Source organism: Streptomyces sp. TG1A-8 (assembly GCF_030499535.1).
Lineage (GTDB): Bacteria > Actinomycetota > Actinomycetes > Streptomycetales > Streptomycetaceae > Streptomyces.
This window is the reverse complement of record NZ_JASTLB010000001.1, coordinates 5,130,504-5,150,007: the sequence shown is the minus strand read 5'-3', so window position 1 is coordinate 5,150,007 and position 19,504 is coordinate 5,130,504. Positions and strand designations below refer to the sequence as shown.

Sequence of the window (19,504 nt, the reverse complement as noted above, 5' to 3'; positions counted from 1 at the left end):
TGCTACTGGGTGCGGTTCTCACCGCGGTAGTACTCGAACACCCAGCCGAACAGGCCGATCAGGATGACCGGTGCCGAGAAGTACAGCATCCACCAGCCGACGGCCACGCCGAGGAAGGCCAGGGCGCCGCCGATGCCGAGGGCGAGCGGCTGCCAGCTGTGCGGGCTGAAGAAGCCCAGCTCGCCCGCGTCGTCCGCGACATCGGCCTCCTTGTCGTCCTGCGCGCCCGCGTCGATCCGCCGGGCGGTGAAGCCCAGGTAGAAACCGATCATGATGCACAGGCCGAAGGCCAGGAAGAGCGCCGTGGTACCGGCCGGCTCCTTCGACCACACGCCGTACACGACGGCCATGATCAGGACGAAGACGCTCAGCCAGATGAACAACCGGCCCTGGATCTTCACTTGCCGGCCTCCTTGCTGCCCGCGAGCTCACTGCCGTGACCGGCGTGCTCAAGCTGCTCCAGGGCCGTGATCTCGGGGTGGTGCAGGTCGAACGCCGGGGATTCGCTGCGGATCCGCGGCAGGGTGAGGAAGTTGTGCCGCGGCGGCGGGCAGGAGGTCGCCCACTCCAGGGAGCGGCCGTAGCCCCACGGGTCGTCCACGCCGACCGGCTTGCCGTACTTGGCCGTCTTCCACACGTTGTAGAGGAACGGCAGGATCGACAGGCCGAGCAGGAAGGAGCTGATCGTGGAGACCGTGTTCAGGGCGGTGAAGCCGTCGGCCGCCAGGTAGTCGGCGTACCGGCGGGGCATGCCCTCGGCGCCCAGCCAGTGCTGGACCAGGAAGGTGCCGTGGAAGCCGATGAACAGCGTCCAGAAGGTGATCTTGCCCAGGCGCTCGTCCAGCATCTTGCCGGTGAACTTCGGCCACCAGAAGTGGAAGCCGGAGAACATGGCGAACACGACCGTGCCGAACACCACGTAGTGGAAGTGGGCCACCACGAAGTAGGAGTCGGAGACGTGGAAGTCCATCGGGGGCGAGGCCAGGATGACACCGGTCAGACCACCGAACGTGAAGGTGATCAGGAAGCCGGTGGCCCAGAGCATCGGGGTCTCGAAGGACAGCGAGCCCTTCCACATCGTGCCGATCCAGTTGAAGAACTTCACACCGGTCGGGACCGCGATCAGGAAGGTCATGAAGGAGAAGAAGGGCAGCAGCACACCGCCGGTGACGTACATGTGGTGGGCCCACACGGTGACCGACAGGCCGGCGATCGCGATGGTCGCCGCGACCAGGCCCATGTAGCCGAACATCGGCTTGCGGCTGAACACCGGGATCACCTCGGAGATGATCCCGAAGAACGGCAGCGCGATGATGTACACCTCGGGATGGCCGAAGAACCAGAAGAGGTGTTGCCACAGCAGTGGCCCGCCGTTCGCCGCGTCGAAGACGTGGGCGCCGAACTTGCGGTCCGCCTCCAGGGCGAACAGCGCGGCGGCCAGGACCGGGAAGGCCAGCAGGACCAGGACACCGGTCAGCAGCACGTTCCAGGTGAAGATCGGCAGGCGGAACATCGTCATGCCCGGCGCGCGCATGCAGATGATCGTGGTGATGAAGTTGACCGCGCCGAGGATCGTGCCGAAGCCGGAGAAGGCCAGACCCATGATCCACATGTCGGCGCCGAGGCCGGGGGTGCGGATCGCGTCCGACAGCGGGGCGTAGGCGAACCAGCCGAAGTCGGCCGCGCCCTGCGGGGTGAGGAAGCCGCCGACCGCGATGAGCGAGCCGAACAGGTACAGCCAGTAGGCGAACATGTTCAGCCGCGGGAACGCCACGTCGGGTGCACCGATCTGCAGCGGCATGATCCAGTTCGTGAAGCCGGCGAACAGCGGCGTCGCGAACATCAGCAGCATCACGGTGCCGTGCATCGTGAACGCCTGGTTGAACTGCTCGTTGGACATGATCTGCAGGCCCGGACGGGCCAGCTCGGCACGCATGAGCAGCGCCATCACGCCACCGATGAGGAAGAACGCGAACGACGTCGTCAGATACAGCGTGCCGATCGTCTTGTGGTCGGTGGTCGTGAGCCACTTGACGACCACTTCACCGCGGCGCTGGCGCCGGACCGGCAGCTCGTCCTCATAGTGGGACCCTGCTGCCGCGGCACCCTGGGGTTCGTTGAGGATGCTCACAGGATGTTGAACTCCCGGTTCTTCTCGTGGGCCGTCTGCTCGATGCCCGCGGGAACGTAACCGGTCTGCCCCTTCTTGACGAGGTCCTTGAGGTGCTGCTCGTAGCGCTCCGGAGAGACGACCTTCACGTTGAACAGCATGCGGGAGTGGTCGACGCCGCACAGCTCGGCGCACTTGCCCCGGAAGGTGCCCTCCTGGGTGGGAGTCACCTGGAAGGCGTTGGGGTGGCCCGGGATGACGTCCTGCTTCATCAGGAACGGCAGCACCCAGAAGGAGTGGATGACGTCGCGCGAAGTGAGGACGAAGCGGACGGTCTTGCCCTTGGGGAGCCAGAGCGTGGGGCCGGGGTTGCCGTTCTGCGGGTTCCGCGTGCCGGGGGTGCCGATGTCGTAGACGCCGCCGGCGTTCGCCGGGAACGCCTTCTTGTACCGGTCCGGAACGCTGGCCAGGTTCTTGTCGGTCCTTGCGTCACCGGTGGAACCGGGGACGTTCTCGATGTAGTTGAAGCCCCAGCTCCACTGGAAGCCGACCACGTTGACCGTGACGTCGGGCTTCTTGGAGAGGTCGAGGAGCTTCGACTCGTCCCGGGCCGTGAAGTAGAAGAGCACCGAGATGATGATGATCGGGACCACCGTGTAGAGGGCCTCGATCGGCATGTTGTAGCGGGTCTGCGGAGGGACCTCGACCTTGGTGCGGCTGCGCCGGTGGAAGAGGGCACTCCACAGGATCAGGCCCCACACCAGCACGCCGACGGCGAGCGCGGCAGCCCAAGAGCCCTGCCACAGGGAGAGGATCCGCGGAGCCTCTTCCGTGGTCGGGGTGGGCATGCCAAGGCGGGGGAAGTCCTTGTATGTGCAACCGGTTGCGGTCGCCAGGACCAGGCCCGCGGTCAGTGCCTGCAGCAGCTTCCGCCGCATCGGGCGCCGCGGCGAGCGGTCGGAGCCGTTGGGACTCACGTAGCGCCTTCCCGAGAGTCTCGCCCGCGCGGTCGGCTGCGGCCTTCTCGCTGGTCGGTCGCCGCCCTGCGTCGGGCAGGGGTTTGGATGTTTATGCGGACCAAACCCTAGCCGACGCTGCCGGGCGGCTCGCGGGGAGGGGGGCATACGCGCTGCGGGTCGCCCGAAAGCGCCCGGAAGGGCGGGCGGTTTCGGCGCCTTTGCGCGCGCGGACCGCGTCGTGGCTGGTCGCGGAGTTCTCCGCGCCCCCCGGGCGGTGCGGCCGGCGCACGTTCTACCGTAGCCCCGTGCCCTACTTCGACGCCGCTTCCGCCGCTCCCCTGCATCCCGTGGCCCGTCAGGCGCTCATGGCCGCCCTGGACGAGGGGTGGGCGGATCCCGCCCGGCTCCACCGGGAGGGACGCAGGGCCCGCGTGCTGCTCGACGCGGCCCGGGAGGCGGCCGCCGAGGCCCTCGGGTGCCGGGCCGACGAGGTGGTGTTCACCTCCTCCGGGACCCGGGCCGTGCACACGGCGGTGGCGGGAGCGCTGGCCGGGCGGCGGCGCGTGGGACGCCACCTGATCGTGTCCGCCGTCGAACACTCCTGCGTGCTCCATTCGGCCGAGGTGTTCGAGGCGGACGGCGGGACGGTCACCCACGTGGGTGTCGGCCGGACGGGAGCGGTCGACCCGGCGGACTTCGCCGGCGCGCTGCGGCGGGACACCGCGCTGGCGTGCCTGCAGTCGGCCAACCACGAGGTGGGCACGGTGCAGCCGGTGGCCGAGGTGGCCGAGGCGTGCCGGGCGGCCGGGGTGCCGCTGCTGGTGGACGCCGCGCAGTCGCTGGGGTGGGGGCCGGTGGAGGGCGACTGGTCGCTGCTGACGGGCAGTGCCCACAAGTGGGGCGGGCCCTCCGGAGTCGGGCTGCTCGTGGTGCGCAAGGGCGTGCGGTTCGCCGTGCAGGGGCCCGTGGACGAGCGGGAGTCGGGGCGGTCTCCCGGCTTCGAGGACGTCCCGGCGATCGTGGCGGCCGTGGCCTCGCTGCGCGCGGTGCGGGCCGGGGCGGCCCAGGAGGCGGCACGGCTGCGGGAGCTGACGGAGCGGATCCGGGCGCGGGTTCCGGAGCTGGTGCCGGACGTGGAGGTGGCCGGCGACGCCGAGCGGCGGCTGCCCGGGATCGTGACCTTCTCCTGCCTGTACGCCGACGGGGAGGCGCTGCTGCACGAGCTGGACCGGGCGGGTTTCTCGGTCTCGTCCGGCTCCTCCTGCACCAGCAGCACCCTGACGCCCAGCCATGTGCTCAGGGCCATGGGGGTGCTGAGCGAGGGGAACGTGCGGGTGTCCCTGCCGCCGGGAACGGCGCGGGAGGACGTGGAGCGCTTCCTGGACGTGCTGCCGGGGGCCGTCGCGGACGTGCGGGCGAAACTGGGGGCGCCGGGGCCGGCGCGGGCCCCGGCCCCGGCGCCGGCCGCCGAGGCGGCGGAGCTGGTGGTCGACTCCCTCGGCAAGCGGTGCCCGATCCCCGTCATCGAGCTGGCCGGGGTCATCGGGGACGTGCCGGTGGGCGGCACGGTGCGGGTCCTGTCGGACGACGGGGCGGCCCGGCTGGACATCCCGGCGTGGTGCGAGATGCGCGGGCAGGAGTACCTGGGCGAGGAGCCGGCGGAACGGGGCTCGGCCCACCTGGTCCGCCGGCTGACCTGACGCGGGGCCTCAGCGCAGGTGGGCCCGCACCTCTTCCGCCGCCTCGTCCCCGTAGGCCTTGGTGAACCGCTCCATGAAGTGACCCCGGCTCAGCTGGTACTCCTGCGTCCCCACCGTCTCGATGACGAGCGTGGCCAGCATGCAGCCGACCTGCGCGGCGCGCCGCAGGGAGACGCCCCACGCCAGGCCCGACAGGAAGCCCGCGCGGAAGGCGTCGCCGACGCCCGTGGGGTCGGCCTTGCGCTCCTCCTCCGGGCAGCCGACCTCGATCGGGTCCTCGCCGACCCGCTCGATGCGCACACCGCGCGAGCCGAGGGTGGTGACCCGGTGGCCGACCCGGCCCAGGATCTCGGCGTCGCTCCAACCGGTCTTGGCCTCGATCAGGCCCTTCTCGTACTCGTTGGAGAACAGGTACGTCGCCCCGTCCAGCAGTATCCGGATCTCCTCGCCCTCCATGCGGGCGATCTGCTGGGAGAAGTCGGCGGCGAAGGGGATCGCGCGCGAGCGGCACTCCTCGGTGTGGCGGAGCATCGCCTCGGGGTCGTCGGCGCCGATGAGGACCAGGTCGAGGCCGCCGACCCGGTCGGCGACGGTCTTCAGCTCGATCAGCCGGGCCTCGCTCATCGCGCCGGTGTAGAAGGAGCCGATCTGGTTGTGGTCGGCGTCGGTCGTGCACACGAAGCGGGCGGTGTGCAGGGTCTCGGACAGGCGGACGGAGTCGGTGTCCACGCCGTGCCGGTCGAGCCAGGCCCGGTACTCCACGAAGTCGAAGCCCGCGGCCCCGACCAGGATCGGCCGGGTGCCGAGCTGGCCCATGCCGAAGGCGATGTTCGCCCCGACGCCGCCCCGGCGCACGTCCAGGTTGTCGACCAGGAAGGAGAGCGAGACCGTGTGCAGCTGGTCCGCGACGAACTGGTCGGCGAAGCGGCCGGGGAAGGTCATGAGGTGGTCGGTGGCGATGGAGCCGGTGACTGCGATGCGCACGACGGGCGTTCTCCTGCGGGGAGGCGGGGCTGACAGTTCACGCTACCCGCTGGGGGCGGGCCGTTGAAGCCGACGAAACTACCCGATAGTAGGTCTTTCTTCGCGGGCTCCGACCTGTCTACGGTGCGGTCATGACGAACCTCAAGGCCCGCTCCACCGCCCCGGCCGACCTCGAGGGCGGCCTGGCGTCGCTGCGCGGGGACTGCGCCCGGATGGCGCCGCGCTGGACGGCGCCCGGGCATCCGGGCTCGCCGGCGGTGCCGCCGTCCCGGATCAACGGGGTGGACGTGCCCGCGCGCTCCGCCCGGCTGCTGGACGCCATGTCGGAGTACGGCGACTGACGCCCGGGACGCGCCGGCGGGAACCGCGCGCTCCCCGTGCGCGTCCCACCGCCGTCCCCCGTACGGGGACGCGGGACACGACCGGGGCGAGGAGCGATGCGGTGAACACCGAGCGGGGCGGGGGCCCCGGGCACCTGGAGGACACCGGCGCGGCCGGTGACGGGGACGGCTCCCGGCGGACCGGAGCGGCGGGCGCCGCCGGTGACGGGAGTGCCGGTGGGCGGGCCGGCCGTCGCCGTTCCCGGGCGGCCGTCGTCTGCGTCGCGGCGGCCGTGCCGCTGGCCGGCGGGGGCGCCCTCCTCGCCGCGGGCGGCGTGCCGGACGGCCGGACGGAGCCGGACGGCCGGACGGACCCCGTCGCGTCCGGCGGCACTCCCGCGCCGCTCGCGCTGGACGGCTGGGCGGCGGCACTCCCGCGCCGCTCGCGCTGGACGGCTGGGCGGCGGCACTCCCGCGCCGCTCGCGCTGGACGGCTGGGCGGCGGCGCCGGGCACCGGCGGTGACGCGCCCGGCGGGCCGGACCCGCACGGGACGCGGTACGTGGCCGCGGGCGACCTGCCGGACGGTCCGGACGCGGCGCCGGTGTACGTGCCGGGGGACGCGGTCGGCAGGGCCGGGGTGGTCCGGCCGGCCCGGACGCTCGGGCTGGACGGCGCGCCGGTCGCCGACGGCGGCGGCTGGCGGGTCGGCGCGCGCGAAGGCGGCGGTCCCCCGCGGGGGACCGCCGCCTTCCACAGCCGGCCGGTGCCGGCTCAGCTGAAGGAGTCGCCGCAGGCGCAGGAACCGGTCGCGTTCGGGTTGTCGATCGTGAAGCCCTGCTTCTCGATGGTGTCCACGAAGTCGATGGTGGCGCCGCCCAGGTACGGGGCGCTCATCCGGTCCGTGACGACCTTGACGCCGCCGAAGTCCTTCTCCACGTCGCCGTCGAGCGAGCGCTCGTCGAAGAAGAGCTGGTAGCGCAGGCCGGAGCAGCCGCCGGGCTGGACGGCGACGCGCAGGGCGAGGTCGTCACGGCCTTCCTGGTCGAGCAGGGCCTTGACCTTGGCCGCGGCGGCGTCGGTCAGAACGATGCCGTCGGTGACGGTGGTGGTCTCGTCCGATACGGACATCTACATCTCTCCCGGGTTGTACGGAGACTGCTTGCCGACGAGTGCAACCGGCGCTCTTGCGGATTCATTCCGGGCCGGGCGTTCGCAGTGGTCGCCGTTCTCTTCTCTCCTCCTCATGCTCGCACATGCCCGGGAACGCGGACAGCGGCCCGTCCGGGCGGCGGCGGGGGCCGCCGGACAGGATTCACGTCACATCGACGTTATGGGCATCGTCAAAGTGACGTGAACCCGTTATGATGAATAGCGTCAGTTAGACGAAAACTAGAAAGGGTGCGTGTCGTGACCACCGCCCAGACCCCTGAGCTCGACGTACGGCCGACTCCACTCGCCCTGCTGCTGCTCGGCCGCGAGGCCGATCCGAAGAGCGAGCGGGGTGTCGAGTGTCCCGGCGACCTTCCCTCCCCGTCCGACCCCGATCTGGTCGAGCGCGCCCGCGCGGCCAAGGAGAGGCTCGGCGACAAGGTCTTCGTGCTGGGCCACCACTACCAGCGCGACGAGGTCATCCAGTTCGCCGACGTCACCGGTGACTCCTTCAAGCTGGCCCGGGACGCCGCCGCGCGCCCGGAGGCCGAGTACATCGTCTTCTGCGGTGTGCACTTCATGGCCGAGTCGGCGGACATCCTGACCTCCGACGACCAGAAGGTCGTCCTGCCCGACCTGGCCGCCGGCTGCTCCATGGCGGACATGGCGACGGCCGAGCAGGTCGCCGAGTGCTGGGACGTGCTGACGGAGGCGGGCGTGGCCGAGCAGGTGGTCCCCGTCTCGTACATGAACTCCTCGGCGGACATCAAGGCGTTCACCGGCAAGCACGGCGGCACCATCTGCACCTCCTCCAACGCGAAGCGGGCCCTGGAGTGGGCCTTCGGGCAGGGCGAGAAGGTGCTGTTCCTGCCGGACCAGCACCTCGGGCGCAACACCGCGGTCCGCGACATGGGCATGTCCCTGGACGACTGCGTGGTCTACAACCCGCACAAGCCCAACGGCGGCCTGACGGCGGACGAGCTGCGCGCCGCGAAGATGATCCTGTGGCGCGGCCACTGCTCGGTCCACGGCCGCTTCAACCTCGACTCGGTCAACGACGTGCGCGCCCGGATCCCCGGCGTGAACGTGCTGGTCCACCCCGAGTGCCGGCACGAGGTCGTGGCCGCGGCGGACCAGGTCGGCTCCACCGAGTACATCATCAAGGCCCTGGAGGCGGCCCCGGCCGGTTCCAAGTGGGCCATCGGCACCGAGCTGAACCTGGTCAGGCGGCTGGCGAACCGGTTCGCGCCCGAGGGCAAGGAGGTCGTGTTCCTCGACCGCACGGTCTGCTTCTGCTCGACCATGAACCGCATCGACCTGCCCCACCTGGTGTGGGCCCTGGAGTCCCTGGCCGACGGGAACCTGGTCAACCGCATCCGGGTGGACCGGGAGACGGAGGCGTTCGCCAAGCTGGCGCTGGAGCGGATGCTGGCGCTGCCGTAGCCTTCCCGGCCGTCCGGCCACCGCACGCGGCGGGGCCCGCCGGAGCGCCTTCGGCGTCCGGCGGGCCCCGCCGTTGTCGTCCGGGGTCCCCTACACCCCCACGGGTTCCGGCGCCGACGACTCCTTCGCCTCCCGCTTGGCCGCCCGCTTCTTCGCCCGGCGCTCCTTGCGCAGTTCGACCATCGCGTACAGCGTCGGGACCAGGAGCAGGGTCAGCAGCGTCGAGGTGATCAGGCCGCCGATGACGACCACGGCCAGCGGCTGGGCGATGAAGCCGCCCTCGCCGGTGACGCCCAGGGCCATCGGGAGCAGGGCGAAGATCGTCGCCAGGGCCGTCATGAGGATCGGGCGCAGCCGGTGCCGGCCTCCCTCCACCACGGCCTCGACGACGCCGTAGCCCTGCCCGCGGTACTGGTTGATCAGGTCGATCAGCACGATCGCGTTGGTCACCACGATGCCGATCAGCATCAGCATGCCGATCATGGCCGGGACGCCCATGGGGGTGCCCGTCAGGAGCAGCAGGCCGATCGCGCCGGTCGCCGCGAACGGGATCGACACCAGCAGGATCAGCGGCTGGACCAGCGAGCGGAACGTCGCCACCAGGAGCATGAAGACGATCGCGATCGCGGCCAGCATGGCCAGGCCCAGGTTCTTGAACGCGTCGTCCTGGTCGGACGTCACACCGCCGATCTCCGCCCTGGCGCCCGCCGGGAGCTTCAGGGCCTTGATCTTCGACTGCAGCTGGCTGCTGACCGCGCCGGTGTTGTCCCCGGTCGGCTTGGCCGTGATGGTGGCGGCGCGCCGGCCGTCGATACGGGTCATCGACACCGGTCCGTCGGCCAGCTTCACGGTGGCGATGTCGCCCAGCCGGGCCGGGCCGAGGCGCAGGTTCCTGAGCTGGGCGAGGGTGGTGGCCGGCTTGGCGGACTTCACGACGACGTCGCGCTCGGTGTCGTCGAGGATCGCCTTCGCCGCCGTCGTGCCGCGCACGGCCTGCGCGACCGCGGCGCCCAGCTTCTGGTCGTCGAACCCGGCCGCCGCCGCCCTGGCGTTGGCCCTGACCGTGATCCGCGGCACGCTCTGCGCGAGGTCGCTGGTGACGTCGGTGACGTGGTCGAGGCCGGCGACGGCGGAGCGCACCTGCTCGGCGGCCTCCCGCAGCACCTTCGGGTCGGACGCCTTGACCACCACGCTGAGGTCCTGGCTGCCGAAGCCGTCGCCGGCGGACACGGTGGTCGTGCCGGCGCCCTTGAGCTTCTTCAGGCCGTCCTCCAGGTGCCGCTGCACGTCGTCGTAGGACGCCGAGTCCTTCAGCATGACCTGGTAGGAGGCCTGGTTGGTGTCCGTGCCGCCGCCGAAGGCGGCCATGAAGCCGGAGGAACCGACGGTGACCTGGTAGTCCTTGACGCCCTCGGTCGAGGCCAGCAGCTTCTCCACCCGCCTGGCCTGCGCGTCCGTGGCCGCGAGGCTGGTGCCGGGCTTCAGTTCCTGCTTGACGGCGAGGACCTCCTGGTCGCCCTGGTCGAAGAAGTTGGTCTTCAGCAGTCCGGACATGCCGAACGTGACGACCAGGACGGCCACCGCGATGAGCACGCTGGTGAGGCGGCGGCGGGTGGCGAACCGCAGGACGGGGACGTAGACGCGCTGGAGGCGGCTCTTCTCCTCCTTCTCCTCGGCCCGGCGGCGGGCCTCCTCGGCGTCCTCGGGGGTGCCCTTGGGAGCGCGCAGGAACCAGTACGACAGGACGGGCACGACCGTCAGCGACACCAGCAGGGAGGCCAGCAGGGCCGCCGTCACGGTGATGCTGAACGAGCCGAACAGGGCGCCCACCATGCCGCCGACCAGGCCGATCGGCAGGAACACGGCGACCGTGGTGAGGGTGGAGGAGGTGACCGCGCCGGCCACCTCGCGCACGGCGCCCAGGATCGCCTCCTGGCGCTCCTCGCCGTAGCCGAGGTGCCGCTTGATGTTCTCCAGGACCACGATCGAGTCGTCCACGACCCGGCCGATGGCGATGGTCAGCGCGCCCAGCGTGAGCATGTTCAGGGACAGGCCGCGCGTCCACAGCACGATCAGGGCGAGGACGACGGACAGCGGGATGCTCACCGCCGTCACGAGCGTGGAGCGGATCGACGCCAGGAACACCAGGATGACGAGGACGGCGAAGAGCAGGCCGAGCGCGCCCTCCGTGGTCAGGCCCGCGATGGACTTGGACACCGCCGGGCCCTGGTCGCTGACGACCGTGATCCGTGCGTCGGAGCCGAGGTCCCTGCGCAGGCCGGGCAGCTTGTCCTTGACCGCGTCGGAGATCGCCACCGCGCTGCCGTCGTGGTCCATCGTCACGTTGACGGCGAGGCTGGGACGGCCGTCGGTGCGGGTGAGGGAGTCGGCCGGGGCCGGCTGCTCCTTGACGGTGGCCACGTCACCGAGGCGTACGGGCTTGCCACCGTCCCCGCCGGCGACCCGCAGGTCCTGGATCTGCTTCAGCGAGGTGAAGCCGCCGCCGACCTGCACGGTGCGGTTGGCGCCGCCCTCGTCGAAGGAGCCGGCCGGGACGGTGGCGCCGCCCGCCTGGAGGGCCTGGCCGAGGGCGGCGGCGGAGAGGCCCGCCCCGGCCAGCTTCGCGTCGTTCGGGGTGACGGCGACCTGGATGTCACGGACGCCGGTGACCTGTACGCGGCCGACGCCGTCGATGTCCTTCAGGGCCGGGACGACCGTCGTGTCGAGCTGGTCGGCGAGGGCCTGCTGGTCCTTGCCGGAGGTGACGGCGAGGACCACGGTCGGCATGTCGTCGGTGGAGCCCGAGATGACCTGCGGGTCGACGTCGTCCGGGAGCTGGCCGCGGACCCGGTTGACGGCCTGCTGGACGTCGGAGACGAGCCGCTTGGTGTCGTTGCCGTAGTCGAAGGACGCCATGATCACGGCGTTGCCCTCGCTGGCGGTGGAGGTGATGCCGGTGAGGCCGTCGACGCCCTGGAGGTTGTTCTCGATGGGCTCGATGACCTGCTTCTCGACGACGTCGGGGGCGGCGCCCTGGTACGGCGCGATGACCGACACCATGGGCAGGGCGATGGTGGGCAGGAGCTGCTGTTTGATCTGGGGTATCGCGATCAGCCCGAAGACGAGCGCGATGAGCGACATCAGGCCGATCAGGGCCCGTTGCGCGAGGCTGAATCTCGACAGCCAGGACATGGGTCAGGGATCTCTCTTCTGTGAACGGCAGAAGCTGCGGCGGGACGCACAGGTGGGCGCCCACTCCACACCCTGGGCCATGCCGGGGGCCGATTCCGTAGGCCCCAGGTCCATTTCTCGTGTGCCGACTACTCCGCGCGCAGTACACGCGGGTGGAGATCAGTCCATCCTCGGACGGACCAGGCCCGACTCGTAGGCGATGACGACGAGTTGGGCCCGGTCCCGGGCACCGAGCTTGGCCATGGCCCGGTTGACGTGGGTCTTCACCGTCAGCGGGCTGACCTCCAGGCGTGCGGCGATCTCGTCGTTGGAGTGGCCGCCGGCGACCTGGACCAGCACCTCCCGCTCGCGGCCGGTGAGCGCCCCGAGCCGGTTGCAGCGGGCGGGGTCGGGACCGTCGCCGTCGTCGTCCCGGGCGAGGAACCGGGCGATCAGGCCCTTGGTGGCGGCCGGGGAGAGCAGCGCCTCGCCGCCGGCGGCGACCCGGATGGCGGTCAGCAGCTCCTCCGGTTCGCTGCCCTTGCCGAGGAAGCCGGAGGCGCCGGCGCGCAGGGAGCGGATGACGTAGTCGTCGACCTCGAAGGTGGTCAGGATCACCACGCGGACGTGCGCCAGGGACGGATCGGCGCTGATCATCCGGGTGGCGGCGAGCCCGTCGGTGCCGGGCATGCGGATGTCCATGAGGACCACGTCGGGGCGGTGCTCCCGGGCGAGGCGGACCGCCTCGGCGCCGTCGGAGGCCTCCCCGACCACCTCCATGTCGGGCTCGGAGTCGACCAGCACCCGGAACGCGCTGCGCAGCAGTGCCTGGTCGTCGGCGAGCAGGACACGGATCGTCATGCGGGCTCCCCCGGGGCCGTGGTGCGGTTCTCGACGGGCAGGATCGCATGGACGCGGAAGCCGCCGCCGTAGCGGGGGCCGGTGGTCAGGGTGCCGCCGAGGGCGGTGACCCGCTCCCGCATGCCGAGCAGCCCGTGCCCGCCGCCGTCCCCGGGTGCCGCGGCCCCGCCCGGTCCGTCGTCCAGGACGGTGACCTCGATGTCGGGTCCCACCCGTACGACGCTGACCTCGGCCCTGGCCCCGGCCCCCGCGTGCTTGCGCACGTTGGTCAGCGCCTCCTGGACGATCCGGTAGGCGGCCAGGTCGACGGCGGCCGGGAGTTCGGTGCCCTGGTCGGCGCGGGCCACCTCGACGGGCAGGCCCGCGCTGCGGAAGGTGCCGGCGAGGTCGTCCAGGCGGCTGAGTCCGGGGGCCGGTTCGGTGGGGGCCTCGGGGTCGTCGGACTGGCGGAGCAGGCCGACGGTGGCGCGCAGTTCGTTGAGCGCGGACCGGCTGGCCTCGCGGACGTGGGCGAGGGCCTCCTTGGCCTGGTCGGGGCGCCGGTCCATCACATGGGCGGCGACCCCGGCCTGCACGTTGACCAGGGCTATGTGGTGGGCGACGACGTCGTGCAGGTCGCGGGCGATGCGCAGCCTCTCCTCGGCGACCCGGCGGCGGGCCTCCTCCTCACGGGTGCGCTCGGCGCGTTCGGCGCGTTCCCGGATGGCCTGCACGACGGCCCGGCGGCTGCGCACGGCGTCCCCGGCGGTGGCGCCGATGCCGGTCCAGGCGACGATCGCCAGGTTCTCCTGGGCGTACCAGGGCAGCGGCCCGGCGAGCATGGCGGCGGCGGTCAGCACGGTCATGGTGAGCAGGCCGACGCGCCAGGTGGTGGTGCGGTCGGTGGTCGAGGCGACGGTGTAGAGCGCGATCACGGCGCACATGGCGACCGGGGCGCGCGGATCCCCGGTGACGCACTCGACCACGGAGAGGGCGCCGGTCGCGGCGAGGACCCTGCCGGGCGCGCGGCGGCGCAGGACGAGCGCGAGCGAGGCGAGCGTCATCAGCAGCAGGCTGAGCGGATCAGGGCTGCGCACCCCCCAGGTGATGCCGTTCTCCCCTCGGGGCACCGCGAAGGAGCTCGCGACCATGCACACCAGCACTCCCGCGGCCAGGGCGGCGTCGAGCGCGAAGGGGTGGGCCTTCAGGCGGCACCGGGCGCGTTCGAGTGTGCTCACGGGGGAACAGTACGGGGCCGTGCGGCACCGGTCAGCAGCGAGCCGGCGACCGGCCACGGGAGGGGGGTGCGGTGGCGGGCCCGCGGACGCCGGATGCCGGGCGTCCGCCGGACCCCGGATGTTGGGCGTCCGGTCGGCCGGGTGACCGCCGGGCGCCGCGCGCCGTTGGCCCGCCCCGCTCATCCTTGCCCTCGGCATCCGCGCCGCCCGGCCGGATGTGCCCGCCGACGAAAGGCAGCTCCCCGTGCGCCCTCGATCCGTGCCGTCGCCGCCCGCGCTCTGGTCCGCCGCCGCCCTCGTGCTGGTCTCGGCCGCCGGCCTGGCCTCCCCCGCGCAGGCGGCCGGCTACGGAACGCCCACGATCAAGCTGTCGGCCGCCTACCTGTCGGGCGCGGTCGGCGCCACCGGTGACCCGACGGTCGCCGTGACGGTCGCGCAGAGCGGGGCGGACGCCTCGGCGCTGACCGTGACGGCCGGCAGGAGCAGCCGGACCTCGGTGGCGGACACCACCGACGTCCGGGTCACCGGCACCGGGAGCACCCGTGCCGTCGCCGTGACCGCGCGCGCCCAGGGCTACACCGACCTCACGCTGAGGGTGACCGGGCCCGGCGGCACGACGGCCACCACCACGCTGCACTACGCGGCCTCCCCCGCCGTGCGGGACCCGGCCGGCACCCGCTACACCACCGGTGCCTCGGACGCCTCCGCCGCCGTCGACGCCGGGGACGGGTACGTCCTCGTCGCCAACGACGAGGACAACACCCTGCGCCTGTACGACGGCTCCGCCTCCGGTGCCCCGGTGAGGAGCTGGGACCTCGGCGACGCGCTGGGCGCCGACAAGGAGGTCGACGTCGAGGGCGCGGCACGCGTCGGCGACACGGTCTACTGGACCGGTTCGCTGGGCAACAACAAGGACGGCGAGTACCGGGCCGACCGCAACACGGTCTTCACCACGACCCTCTCCGGCTCGGGCGCGGCCACCTCGCTCGCCTTCGGCGCCGCGGGCCACCGCCTGCGCGACGACCTGGTGGCCTGGGACGAGGCCAACGGCGACCGGTACGGCTTCGCCGCGGCGACGGCCGACGGGCAGGCCCCGAAGCAGGCCGACGGGTTCAACGTGGAGGGACTGGAGTTCGCGCCGGGCTCCGCCACCACCGCCTACCTGGGCTTCCGCGCCCCGCTGGTGCCGCCGCGGGAGGGCGGGAAGGCGCTGCTGGTGCCCGTGACCGACATGGACCAGGTGGCCCGGGGCGGCAGGGCCGTCTTCGGCACGCCCGTCGAGCTGGACCTCGGCGGCCTGTCCGTGCGGGACCTGCGCCGCAACGACAGGGGTCAGTACCTGATCCTGGCCGGCTCCTGGGCCGCCGAGGACAACAGCGCCCCGTACGCCCTGTACGCGTGGGACGGCGTGGCCGGCCACCGGCCCGTGAAGGCGCTGGACCTGCCCACCGCGGACGCGGGCGGCTGGGAGTCCGTCGTGTCCGTGCCCGACCTGTCCGTCCCCGGCGGGCGGGTGCAGCTGATCACCGACAACGGGGCGGCCGACCTGTACGGCGACGGCACCGCGGCGAAGGACCTCGCCCACCCGGAGTGGCGCAAGTCCCGCACCGCCTGGTTCACGCTGGGCTGACCCGGACCGCTCCTCAGCCCGGGATCAGCCCGCCGTCGCCGAGCAGCTCCCGGACCTCCTCCAGGGAGGCGTCCGGCGCGGGCAGGATCAGCTCCGAGGGTTCCAGGGCGTCGTCCGCCAGTGGGCTGCCGAGCCTGCGGACGGCGTCCAGGAGGGCGTGCAGCGTGCGGCGGAAGCCCTCCCCGTCGCCGCTCTCCACCTCCGCCAGCAGTTCGTCGTCCAGCGCGTCCAGCTCGGCGAGGTGGGCGTCGTCCAGCCGCACCTGGCCCTCTCCCATGATCCGCACGATCACGTCGGTCTCCTCGGCTCGGACTGCGGTACCCGCCTACTGCTTGTCGAAGCGCGGGGTGTCCTGCGGCTGCTGCTGGGTCTGCGCCCGGCCGGTGCCGCCCTCGATCGCCTGCTGGGGGGTGCCCCCGGCCAGCTCCGCCTTCATGCGCTGCAGTTCCAGCTCCACATCCGTACCACCCGAGAGCCGGTCCAGCTCGGCCTGGACGTCGTCCTTGGCCATGCCGGAGGGGTCGTCCAGGGCGCCGGAGGCGAGCAGTTCGTCGATGGCGCCGGCGCGGGCCTGCATCTGCTGCGTCTTGTCCTCGGCGCGCTGGATGGCCAGGCCGACGTCGCCCATCTCCTCGGAGATGCCGGAGAAGGCCTCGCCGATCCGGGTCTGGGCCTGGGCGGCGGTGTAGGTGGCCTTGATGGTCTCCTTCTTCGTCCGGAAGGCGTCCACCTTGGCCTGCAGGCGCTGGGCCGCGAGGGTGAGCTTCTCCTCCTCGCCCTGGAGGGTCGCGTGCTGCGTCTCCAGGTCGGTCACCTGCTGCTGGAGGGCGGCGCGGCGGGACAGCGCCTCGCGGGCCAGGTCCTCGCGGCCCAGCGCGAGCGCCTTGCGGCCCTGGTCCTCCAGCTTGGAGGACTGCTGCTGCAGCTGGTTCAGCTGGAGTTCCAGGCGCTTGCGGCTGGTCGCCACGTCGGCGACGCCGCGGCGCACCTTCTGCAGGAGCTCCAACTGCTTCTGGTACGAGTAGTCGAGGGTCTCGCGCGGGTCCTCGGCCCGGTCAAGGGCCTTGTTCGCCTTCGCGCGGAAGATCATCCCCATACGCTTCATGACACCGCTCATGGGCTTCGCGCGCCCCCTTCTGACGGACTCCAGCTCACCGATCCTGCGACAGGTCCCACAGTACGGGCCCTGCTTCCATTACCGCACTGTCCGGGGAGTGATGCGCTCATCCCCAAGGACGACTGCGGACCCCGCCGCTCCGGCGTGAGGAGGAGGCGGACCCCGGGGCCGGGCCCCTTCGCGGTCCTTCCCGGTGACCGCCGGGCGGAGCGTCTGCAACGTCCTCTCTGTCCCCTACAGACGTCCGGTGTTGCCGGATCGTTCCCGGACGGGCTGCGGTCCGGGCCCGGGGAGCCCTTACCCTTGGGTTTTGTGTTCCGTAGCCGTGCCAAGGAAGAGAAGGCCCCCGCCGACAAGGCGCCGGTGAACTTCTCCAAGCAGCCCCGTGACCCGCAGGCCCCGAAGGGCAGGCCCACGCCCAAGCGCAGTCAGGCCCAGTCCCAGCGCCGCAGCGTCGCCCACACGCCCGTGACGCGGAAGGACGCCGCCAAGCGCCAGCGCGAGGAGCGCCGCCAGGCCCTGGAGCGCCAGCGCCAGGCGCTGGCCGGCGGTGACGAGCGGTACCTGCCGGTCAGGGACAGGGGCCCGGTCCGCCGGTTCGCCCGGGACTGGGTGGACTCGCGGTTCAACGTCGCGGAGTTCTTCCTGCCGCTGGCCGTGGTGATCCTGGTGCTCAGCGTGGTGCGGGTGCCCTCGATCCAGAGCATCGCGCTGCTGCTGTGGCTGATCGTGATCGTGCTGATCGTGCTGGACGCGGCCGTCAGCGGCTTCCGGCTCAAGAAGCGGCTGGCCGAGCGCTTCCCCGAGCAGAACCGCAGGGGCGCGGTCGCCTACGCCCTGATGCGCTCCCTCCAGATGCGCCGGCTCCGGCTGCCGAAGCCGCAGGTCAAGCGCGGAGAGCGGCCCTGAGCGCAGACGCTTTCCCCGAGGGTGCGGCCCGGTCCTGGCTCAACCGGCTGGGCGGGCTGCGTGACGTCGTGCGCCAGGAGCTGGTGGCCCGGCAGCTCGACGAGCAGATAGCCGGGCGGTTCCGGGTCGGGCAGCGGCTGCGGGTGCTCGACGTGGGGATGGGCCAGGGCACGCAGGCGCTGCGGCTGGCCCGGCTCGGGCACCAGGTGACGGGCGTCGAGCGGAACGCGACGATGATCGCGGCCGCGCGGGAGGCGCTGGCCGGCGAGCCGGAGGGCATCCGCGAGCGGGTGCGGCTGGTGCAGGGCGACGGGCGGGACACCGGTGTGCACTTCCTGCCGGGCAGTTTCGACGTGGTCCTCTGCCACGGTGTGCTGATGTACGTCGAGGAGCCCGATCCGCTGGTGGCCGGGCTCGCCCGGATGCTGGCGCCGGGCGGGCTGCTGTCGCTGCTGGTCCGCAACGGCGACGCCCTCGCCATGCGGCCGGGGCTGTCCGGGGACTGGGCCGGCGCGCTGGCCGCGTTCGACACCACGGCCTACAGCAACCGCCTCGGCCTGGACGTGCGGGCCGACCGGCTGTCGGCGCTGACCGCCACCCTCGCCGGCATCGCCGCCCCGCTGCACGCCTGGTACGGCGTACGGGTCTTCACCGACACGGCGGCGGACGGCGCGCGGACGCCGGACGACCTGGAGACGCTGCTGGCGGTCGAGGAGCGGGCCGGCCGGACCGATCCGTACCGCGGCGTCGCGGCCCTGCTGCACCTGTGCGGGGTGCGGGGCTAGGCCGTTCGGGCGCCCACGGCGGGCCCCGACCGCCGCCGCGGGGTGAGACTCGGGCCATGGACGCTTCCTGCACGCGCGCCCCGCGCCGGGGCGCCCGGGTCACCGTGCTCGTGTGCGCCGCCGTGTGCGCCGCCGGCTGCTCGGGCCCGGCGCCGCCCGCGAAGGACGCCACGGCCCGCCCGGCGGCCGTGCCCCTGGCCGCGGACGACCTGCAGACCCGGTACCAGAAGGTGATCAGGGCCGTCCTGCCGTCGGTCGTGCAGATCCGGGCGAGCCGCGACCTGGGCTCAGGGGTGGTGTACGACGGCCGGGGCCACATCGTCACCAACGCGCACGTGGTGGGCTCCGAGAGGACCTTCACGGTGACCACGGCCAACAGCGAGACCCCGCTCACCGCGCGCCTCGTGTACTCCTACCCGGCGCAGGACCTCGCGGTGGTCAAGCTGGACAGGGTGCCGGCCGGACTGAGGGCGGCGGCGCTCGGCGACTCCGACGAGGTGGAGGCCGGCCAGATCGTGCTGGCCATGGGCTCACCGCTCGGGCTGTCCTCCAGCGTGACCCAGGGCATCGTCTCGGCGACCGGACGGACCGTCAGCGAGAGCGGCCCCGGCGGCGGCACGGGCGCCACCATCGCCAACATGGTGCAGACGTCGGCCGCCATCAACCCCGGCAACAGCGGCGGCGCCCTGGTGAACCTCGACGGGCAGGTCGTCGGCATCCCGACGCTCGCCGCCGCCGACCCCGGCCTGGGCGGCGGCGCGGCACCCGGCATCGGGTTCGCCATCCCGGCGTCGATGGTGAAGACCGTCGCCGGCCAGATCGTCGCGAACGGCAAGGTCGTCGACTCGGGACGGGCCGCGCTCGGCATCACCGCCCGGACGGTCGTGGACGCCGGCTACCGGCCGGCCGGGGTGGCGGTGGTCAGCGTCGGCGGCGGGGGCGCCGCCGACAGGGCGGGGCTGCGGCCCGGCGACGTGATCACCGGGCTGGGCGACACCCCGGTCACCACCAGCACGGCGCTGGCCGAGGCCCTGGCCGCGCAGCGGCCGGGGCGGCGGACGACGGTGACCTTCCTGCGCGACGGCAGGAAGCGGACGGTGGAGGTGACGCTGGGCGAGCAGTGAGGAGGGGCGCCCCTCCGCACCGC

18 protein-coding genes are annotated in these 19,504 nt (G+C 72.5%); 8 read left to right on the top strand and 10 right to left on the bottom strand.

Annotation, left to right across the window (positions count from 1 at the left end; translation table 11 throughout):
* Positions 1-2: 2 nt before the first annotated feature.
* The 3 genes from QQY24_RS22590 to coxB are packed head-to-tail and all read right to left on the bottom strand — an operon-like array spanning position 3 to position 3,087.
* On the bottom strand, positions 3-401 hold the full coding sequence (locus QQY24_RS22590; RefSeq protein ID WP_301974526.1) for a cytochrome c oxidase subunit 4: 399 nt from the start codon (positions 399-401) through the stop codon (positions 3-5).
* Entirely contained in the window at positions 398-2,131 is a 1,734-nt protein-coding gene (ctaD, locus tag QQY24_RS22585) for a cytochrome c oxidase subunit I (RefSeq protein ID WP_301974525.1), read from the bottom strand. Before ctaD ends, QQY24_RS22590 begins: the two co-directional genes overlap by 4 nt.
* Entirely contained in the window at positions 2,128-3,087 is a 960-nt protein-coding gene (gene coxB, locus QQY24_RS22580) for a cytochrome c oxidase subunit II (protein ID WP_301974524.1), read from the bottom strand. The genes ctaD and coxB overlap by 4 nt, the downstream gene beginning before the upstream one ends.
* 287 nt (positions 3,088-3,374) lie before the next feature.
* On the opposite strand from coxB, the gene QQY24_RS22575 reads away from it, so the two are divergent.
* Positions 3,375-4,769, top strand: coding sequence for a cysteine desulfurase/sulfurtransferase TusA family protein (locus QQY24_RS22575; protein WP_301974523.1), 1,395 nt, complete (start codon positions 3,375-3,377; stop codon positions 4,767-4,769).
* A 9-nt stretch (positions 4,770-4,778) separates the two neighbouring features.
* Here the strand turns inward: QQY24_RS22575 and QQY24_RS22570 are convergent, their stop codons facing one another.
* Positions 4,779-5,753 (bottom strand): carbohydrate kinase family protein, encoded by a 975-nt coding sequence (locus QQY24_RS22570; protein ID WP_301974522.1) that lies wholly within the window; start codon positions 5,751-5,753, stop codon positions 4,779-4,781.
* Positions 5,754-5,884: 131 nt separating this feature from the next.
* On the opposite strand from QQY24_RS22570, the gene QQY24_RS22565 reads away from it, so the two are divergent.
* Both QQY24_RS22565 and QQY24_RS22560 read left to right on the top strand, forming a co-directional pair.
* Positions 5,885-6,094 carry a hypothetical protein gene (locus QQY24_RS22565; protein ID WP_301974521.1) on the top strand — a complete coding sequence of 70 codons (210 nt, stop codon included), beginning with the start codon at positions 5,885-5,887 and terminating at the stop codon, positions 6,092-6,094.
* 101 nt (positions 6,095-6,195) lie between these two features.
* The gene (locus QQY24_RS22560) at positions 6,196-6,597 is read left to right on the top strand and encodes a hypothetical protein (RefSeq protein ID WP_301974520.1); all 402 of its coding nucleotides are present in this window, start codon (positions 6,196-6,198) and stop codon (positions 6,595-6,597) included.
* Between the two features lie 249 nt (positions 6,598-6,846).
* Here QQY24_RS22560 and QQY24_RS22555 read toward each other — a convergent pair whose 3' ends face one another.
* Positions 6,847-7,203, bottom strand: coding sequence for an iron-sulfur cluster assembly accessory protein (locus tag QQY24_RS22555; protein ID WP_301974519.1), 357 nt, complete (start codon positions 7,201-7,203; stop codon positions 6,847-6,849).
* 279 nt (positions 7,204-7,482) lie between these two features.
* On the opposite strand from QQY24_RS22555, the gene nadA reads away from it, so the two are divergent.
* Positions 7,483-8,667: a quinolinate synthase NadA gene (gene nadA, locus QQY24_RS22550; protein WP_301974518.1), complete on the top strand. Its 1,185-nt coding sequence runs from the start codon at positions 7,483-7,485 to the stop codon at positions 8,665-8,667.
* Between the two features lie 90 nt (positions 8,668-8,757).
* Here the strand turns inward: nadA and QQY24_RS22545 are convergent, their stop codons facing one another.
* From QQY24_RS22545 to QQY24_RS22535, 3 genes are all read right to left on the bottom strand, one after another.
* On the bottom strand, positions 8,758-11,859 hold the full coding sequence (locus tag QQY24_RS22545) for an efflux RND transporter permease subunit (RefSeq protein WP_301974517.1): 3,102 nt from the start codon (positions 11,857-11,859) through the stop codon (positions 8,758-8,760).
* A gap of 159 nt (positions 11,860-12,018) precedes the next feature.
* Positions 12,019-12,699 (bottom strand): response regulator transcription factor, encoded by a 681-nt coding sequence (locus tag QQY24_RS22540; RefSeq protein WP_301974516.1) that lies wholly within the window; start codon positions 12,697-12,699, stop codon positions 12,019-12,021.
* The gene (locus QQY24_RS22535) at positions 12,696-13,916 is read right to left on the bottom strand and encodes a sensor histidine kinase (RefSeq protein ID WP_301974515.1); all 1,221 of its coding nucleotides are present in this window, start codon (positions 13,914-13,916) and stop codon (positions 12,696-12,698) included. Before QQY24_RS22535 ends, QQY24_RS22540 begins: the two co-directional genes overlap by 4 nt.
* Positions 13,917-14,160: 244 nt before the next feature.
* Between QQY24_RS22535 and QQY24_RS22530 the strand changes: the two genes are divergently transcribed.
* Complete coding sequence (locus tag QQY24_RS22530) at positions 14,161-15,546, top strand: hypothetical protein (RefSeq protein WP_301974514.1); 1,386 nt, start codon at positions 14,161-14,163, stop codon at positions 15,544-15,546.
* 13 nt (positions 15,547-15,559) lie between these two features.
* Here QQY24_RS22530 and QQY24_RS22525 read toward each other — a convergent pair whose 3' ends face one another.
* Both QQY24_RS22525 and QQY24_RS22520 read right to left on the bottom strand, forming a co-directional pair.
* The gene (locus QQY24_RS22525) at positions 15,560-15,838 is read right to left on the bottom strand and encodes a hypothetical protein (RefSeq protein ID WP_301974513.1); all 279 of its coding nucleotides are present in this window, start codon (positions 15,836-15,838) and stop codon (positions 15,560-15,562) included.
* A gap of 33 nt (positions 15,839-15,871) precedes the next feature.
* A complete protein-coding gene (locus tag QQY24_RS22520) occupies positions 15,872-16,663 on the bottom strand; it encodes a PspA/IM30 family protein (protein WP_301974512.1) in 792 nt (263 codons plus the stop codon).
* Positions 16,664-16,975: 312 nt separating this feature from the next.
* Here QQY24_RS22520 and QQY24_RS22515 point away from each other — a divergent pair, with 312 nt between their 5' ends.
* From QQY24_RS22515 to QQY24_RS22505, 3 genes are all read left to right on the top strand, one after another.
* Positions 16,976-17,572 (top strand): DUF3043 domain-containing protein, encoded by a 597-nt coding sequence (locus QQY24_RS22515; RefSeq protein ID WP_367658013.1) that lies wholly within the window; start codon positions 16,976-16,978, stop codon positions 17,570-17,572.
* 83 nt (positions 17,573-17,655) lie between these two features.
* Positions 17,656-18,357 (top strand): bifunctional 2-polyprenyl-6-hydroxyphenol methylase/3-demethylubiquinol 3-O-methyltransferase UbiG, encoded by a 702-nt coding sequence (locus QQY24_RS22510; protein ID WP_301976327.1) that lies wholly within the window; start codon positions 17,656-17,658, stop codon positions 18,355-18,357.
* 56 nt (positions 18,358-18,413) lie between these two features.
* Positions 18,414-19,481: a S1C family serine protease gene (locus tag QQY24_RS22505; RefSeq protein ID WP_301974511.1), complete on the top strand. Its 1,068-nt coding sequence runs from the start codon at positions 18,414-18,416 to the stop codon at positions 19,479-19,481.
* Positions 19,482-19,504 lie beyond the last annotated feature (23 nt).

What these genes read in the sequence shown, in the direction of transcription:
- QQY24_RS22565 (WP_301974521.1), top strand. Translation starts at nt 5,885, where the DNA reads ATGACGAACCTCAAGGCCCGCTCCACCGCCCCGGCCGACCTCGAGGGC.
- QQY24_RS22555 (WP_301974519.1), bottom strand. Translation starts at nt 7,203, where the DNA reads ATGTCCGTATCGGACGAGACCACCACCGTCACCGACGGCATCGTTCTG.
- QQY24_RS22545 (WP_301974517.1), bottom strand. Translation starts at nt 11,859, where the DNA reads ATGTCCTGGCTGTCGAGATTCAGCCTCGCGCAACGGGCCCTGATCGGC.
- QQY24_RS22540 (WP_301974516.1), bottom strand. Translation starts at nt 12,699, where the DNA reads ATGACGATCCGTGTCCTGCTCGCCGACGACCAGGCACTGCTGCGCAGC.
- QQY24_RS22520 (WP_301974512.1), bottom strand. Translation starts at nt 16,663, where the DNA reads ATGAGCGGTGTCATGAAGCGTATGGGGATGATCTTCCGCGCGAAGGCG.
- QQY24_RS22505 (WP_301974511.1), top strand. Translation starts at nt 18,414, where the DNA reads ATGGACGCTTCCTGCACGCGCGCCCCGCGCCGGGGCGCCCGGGTCACC.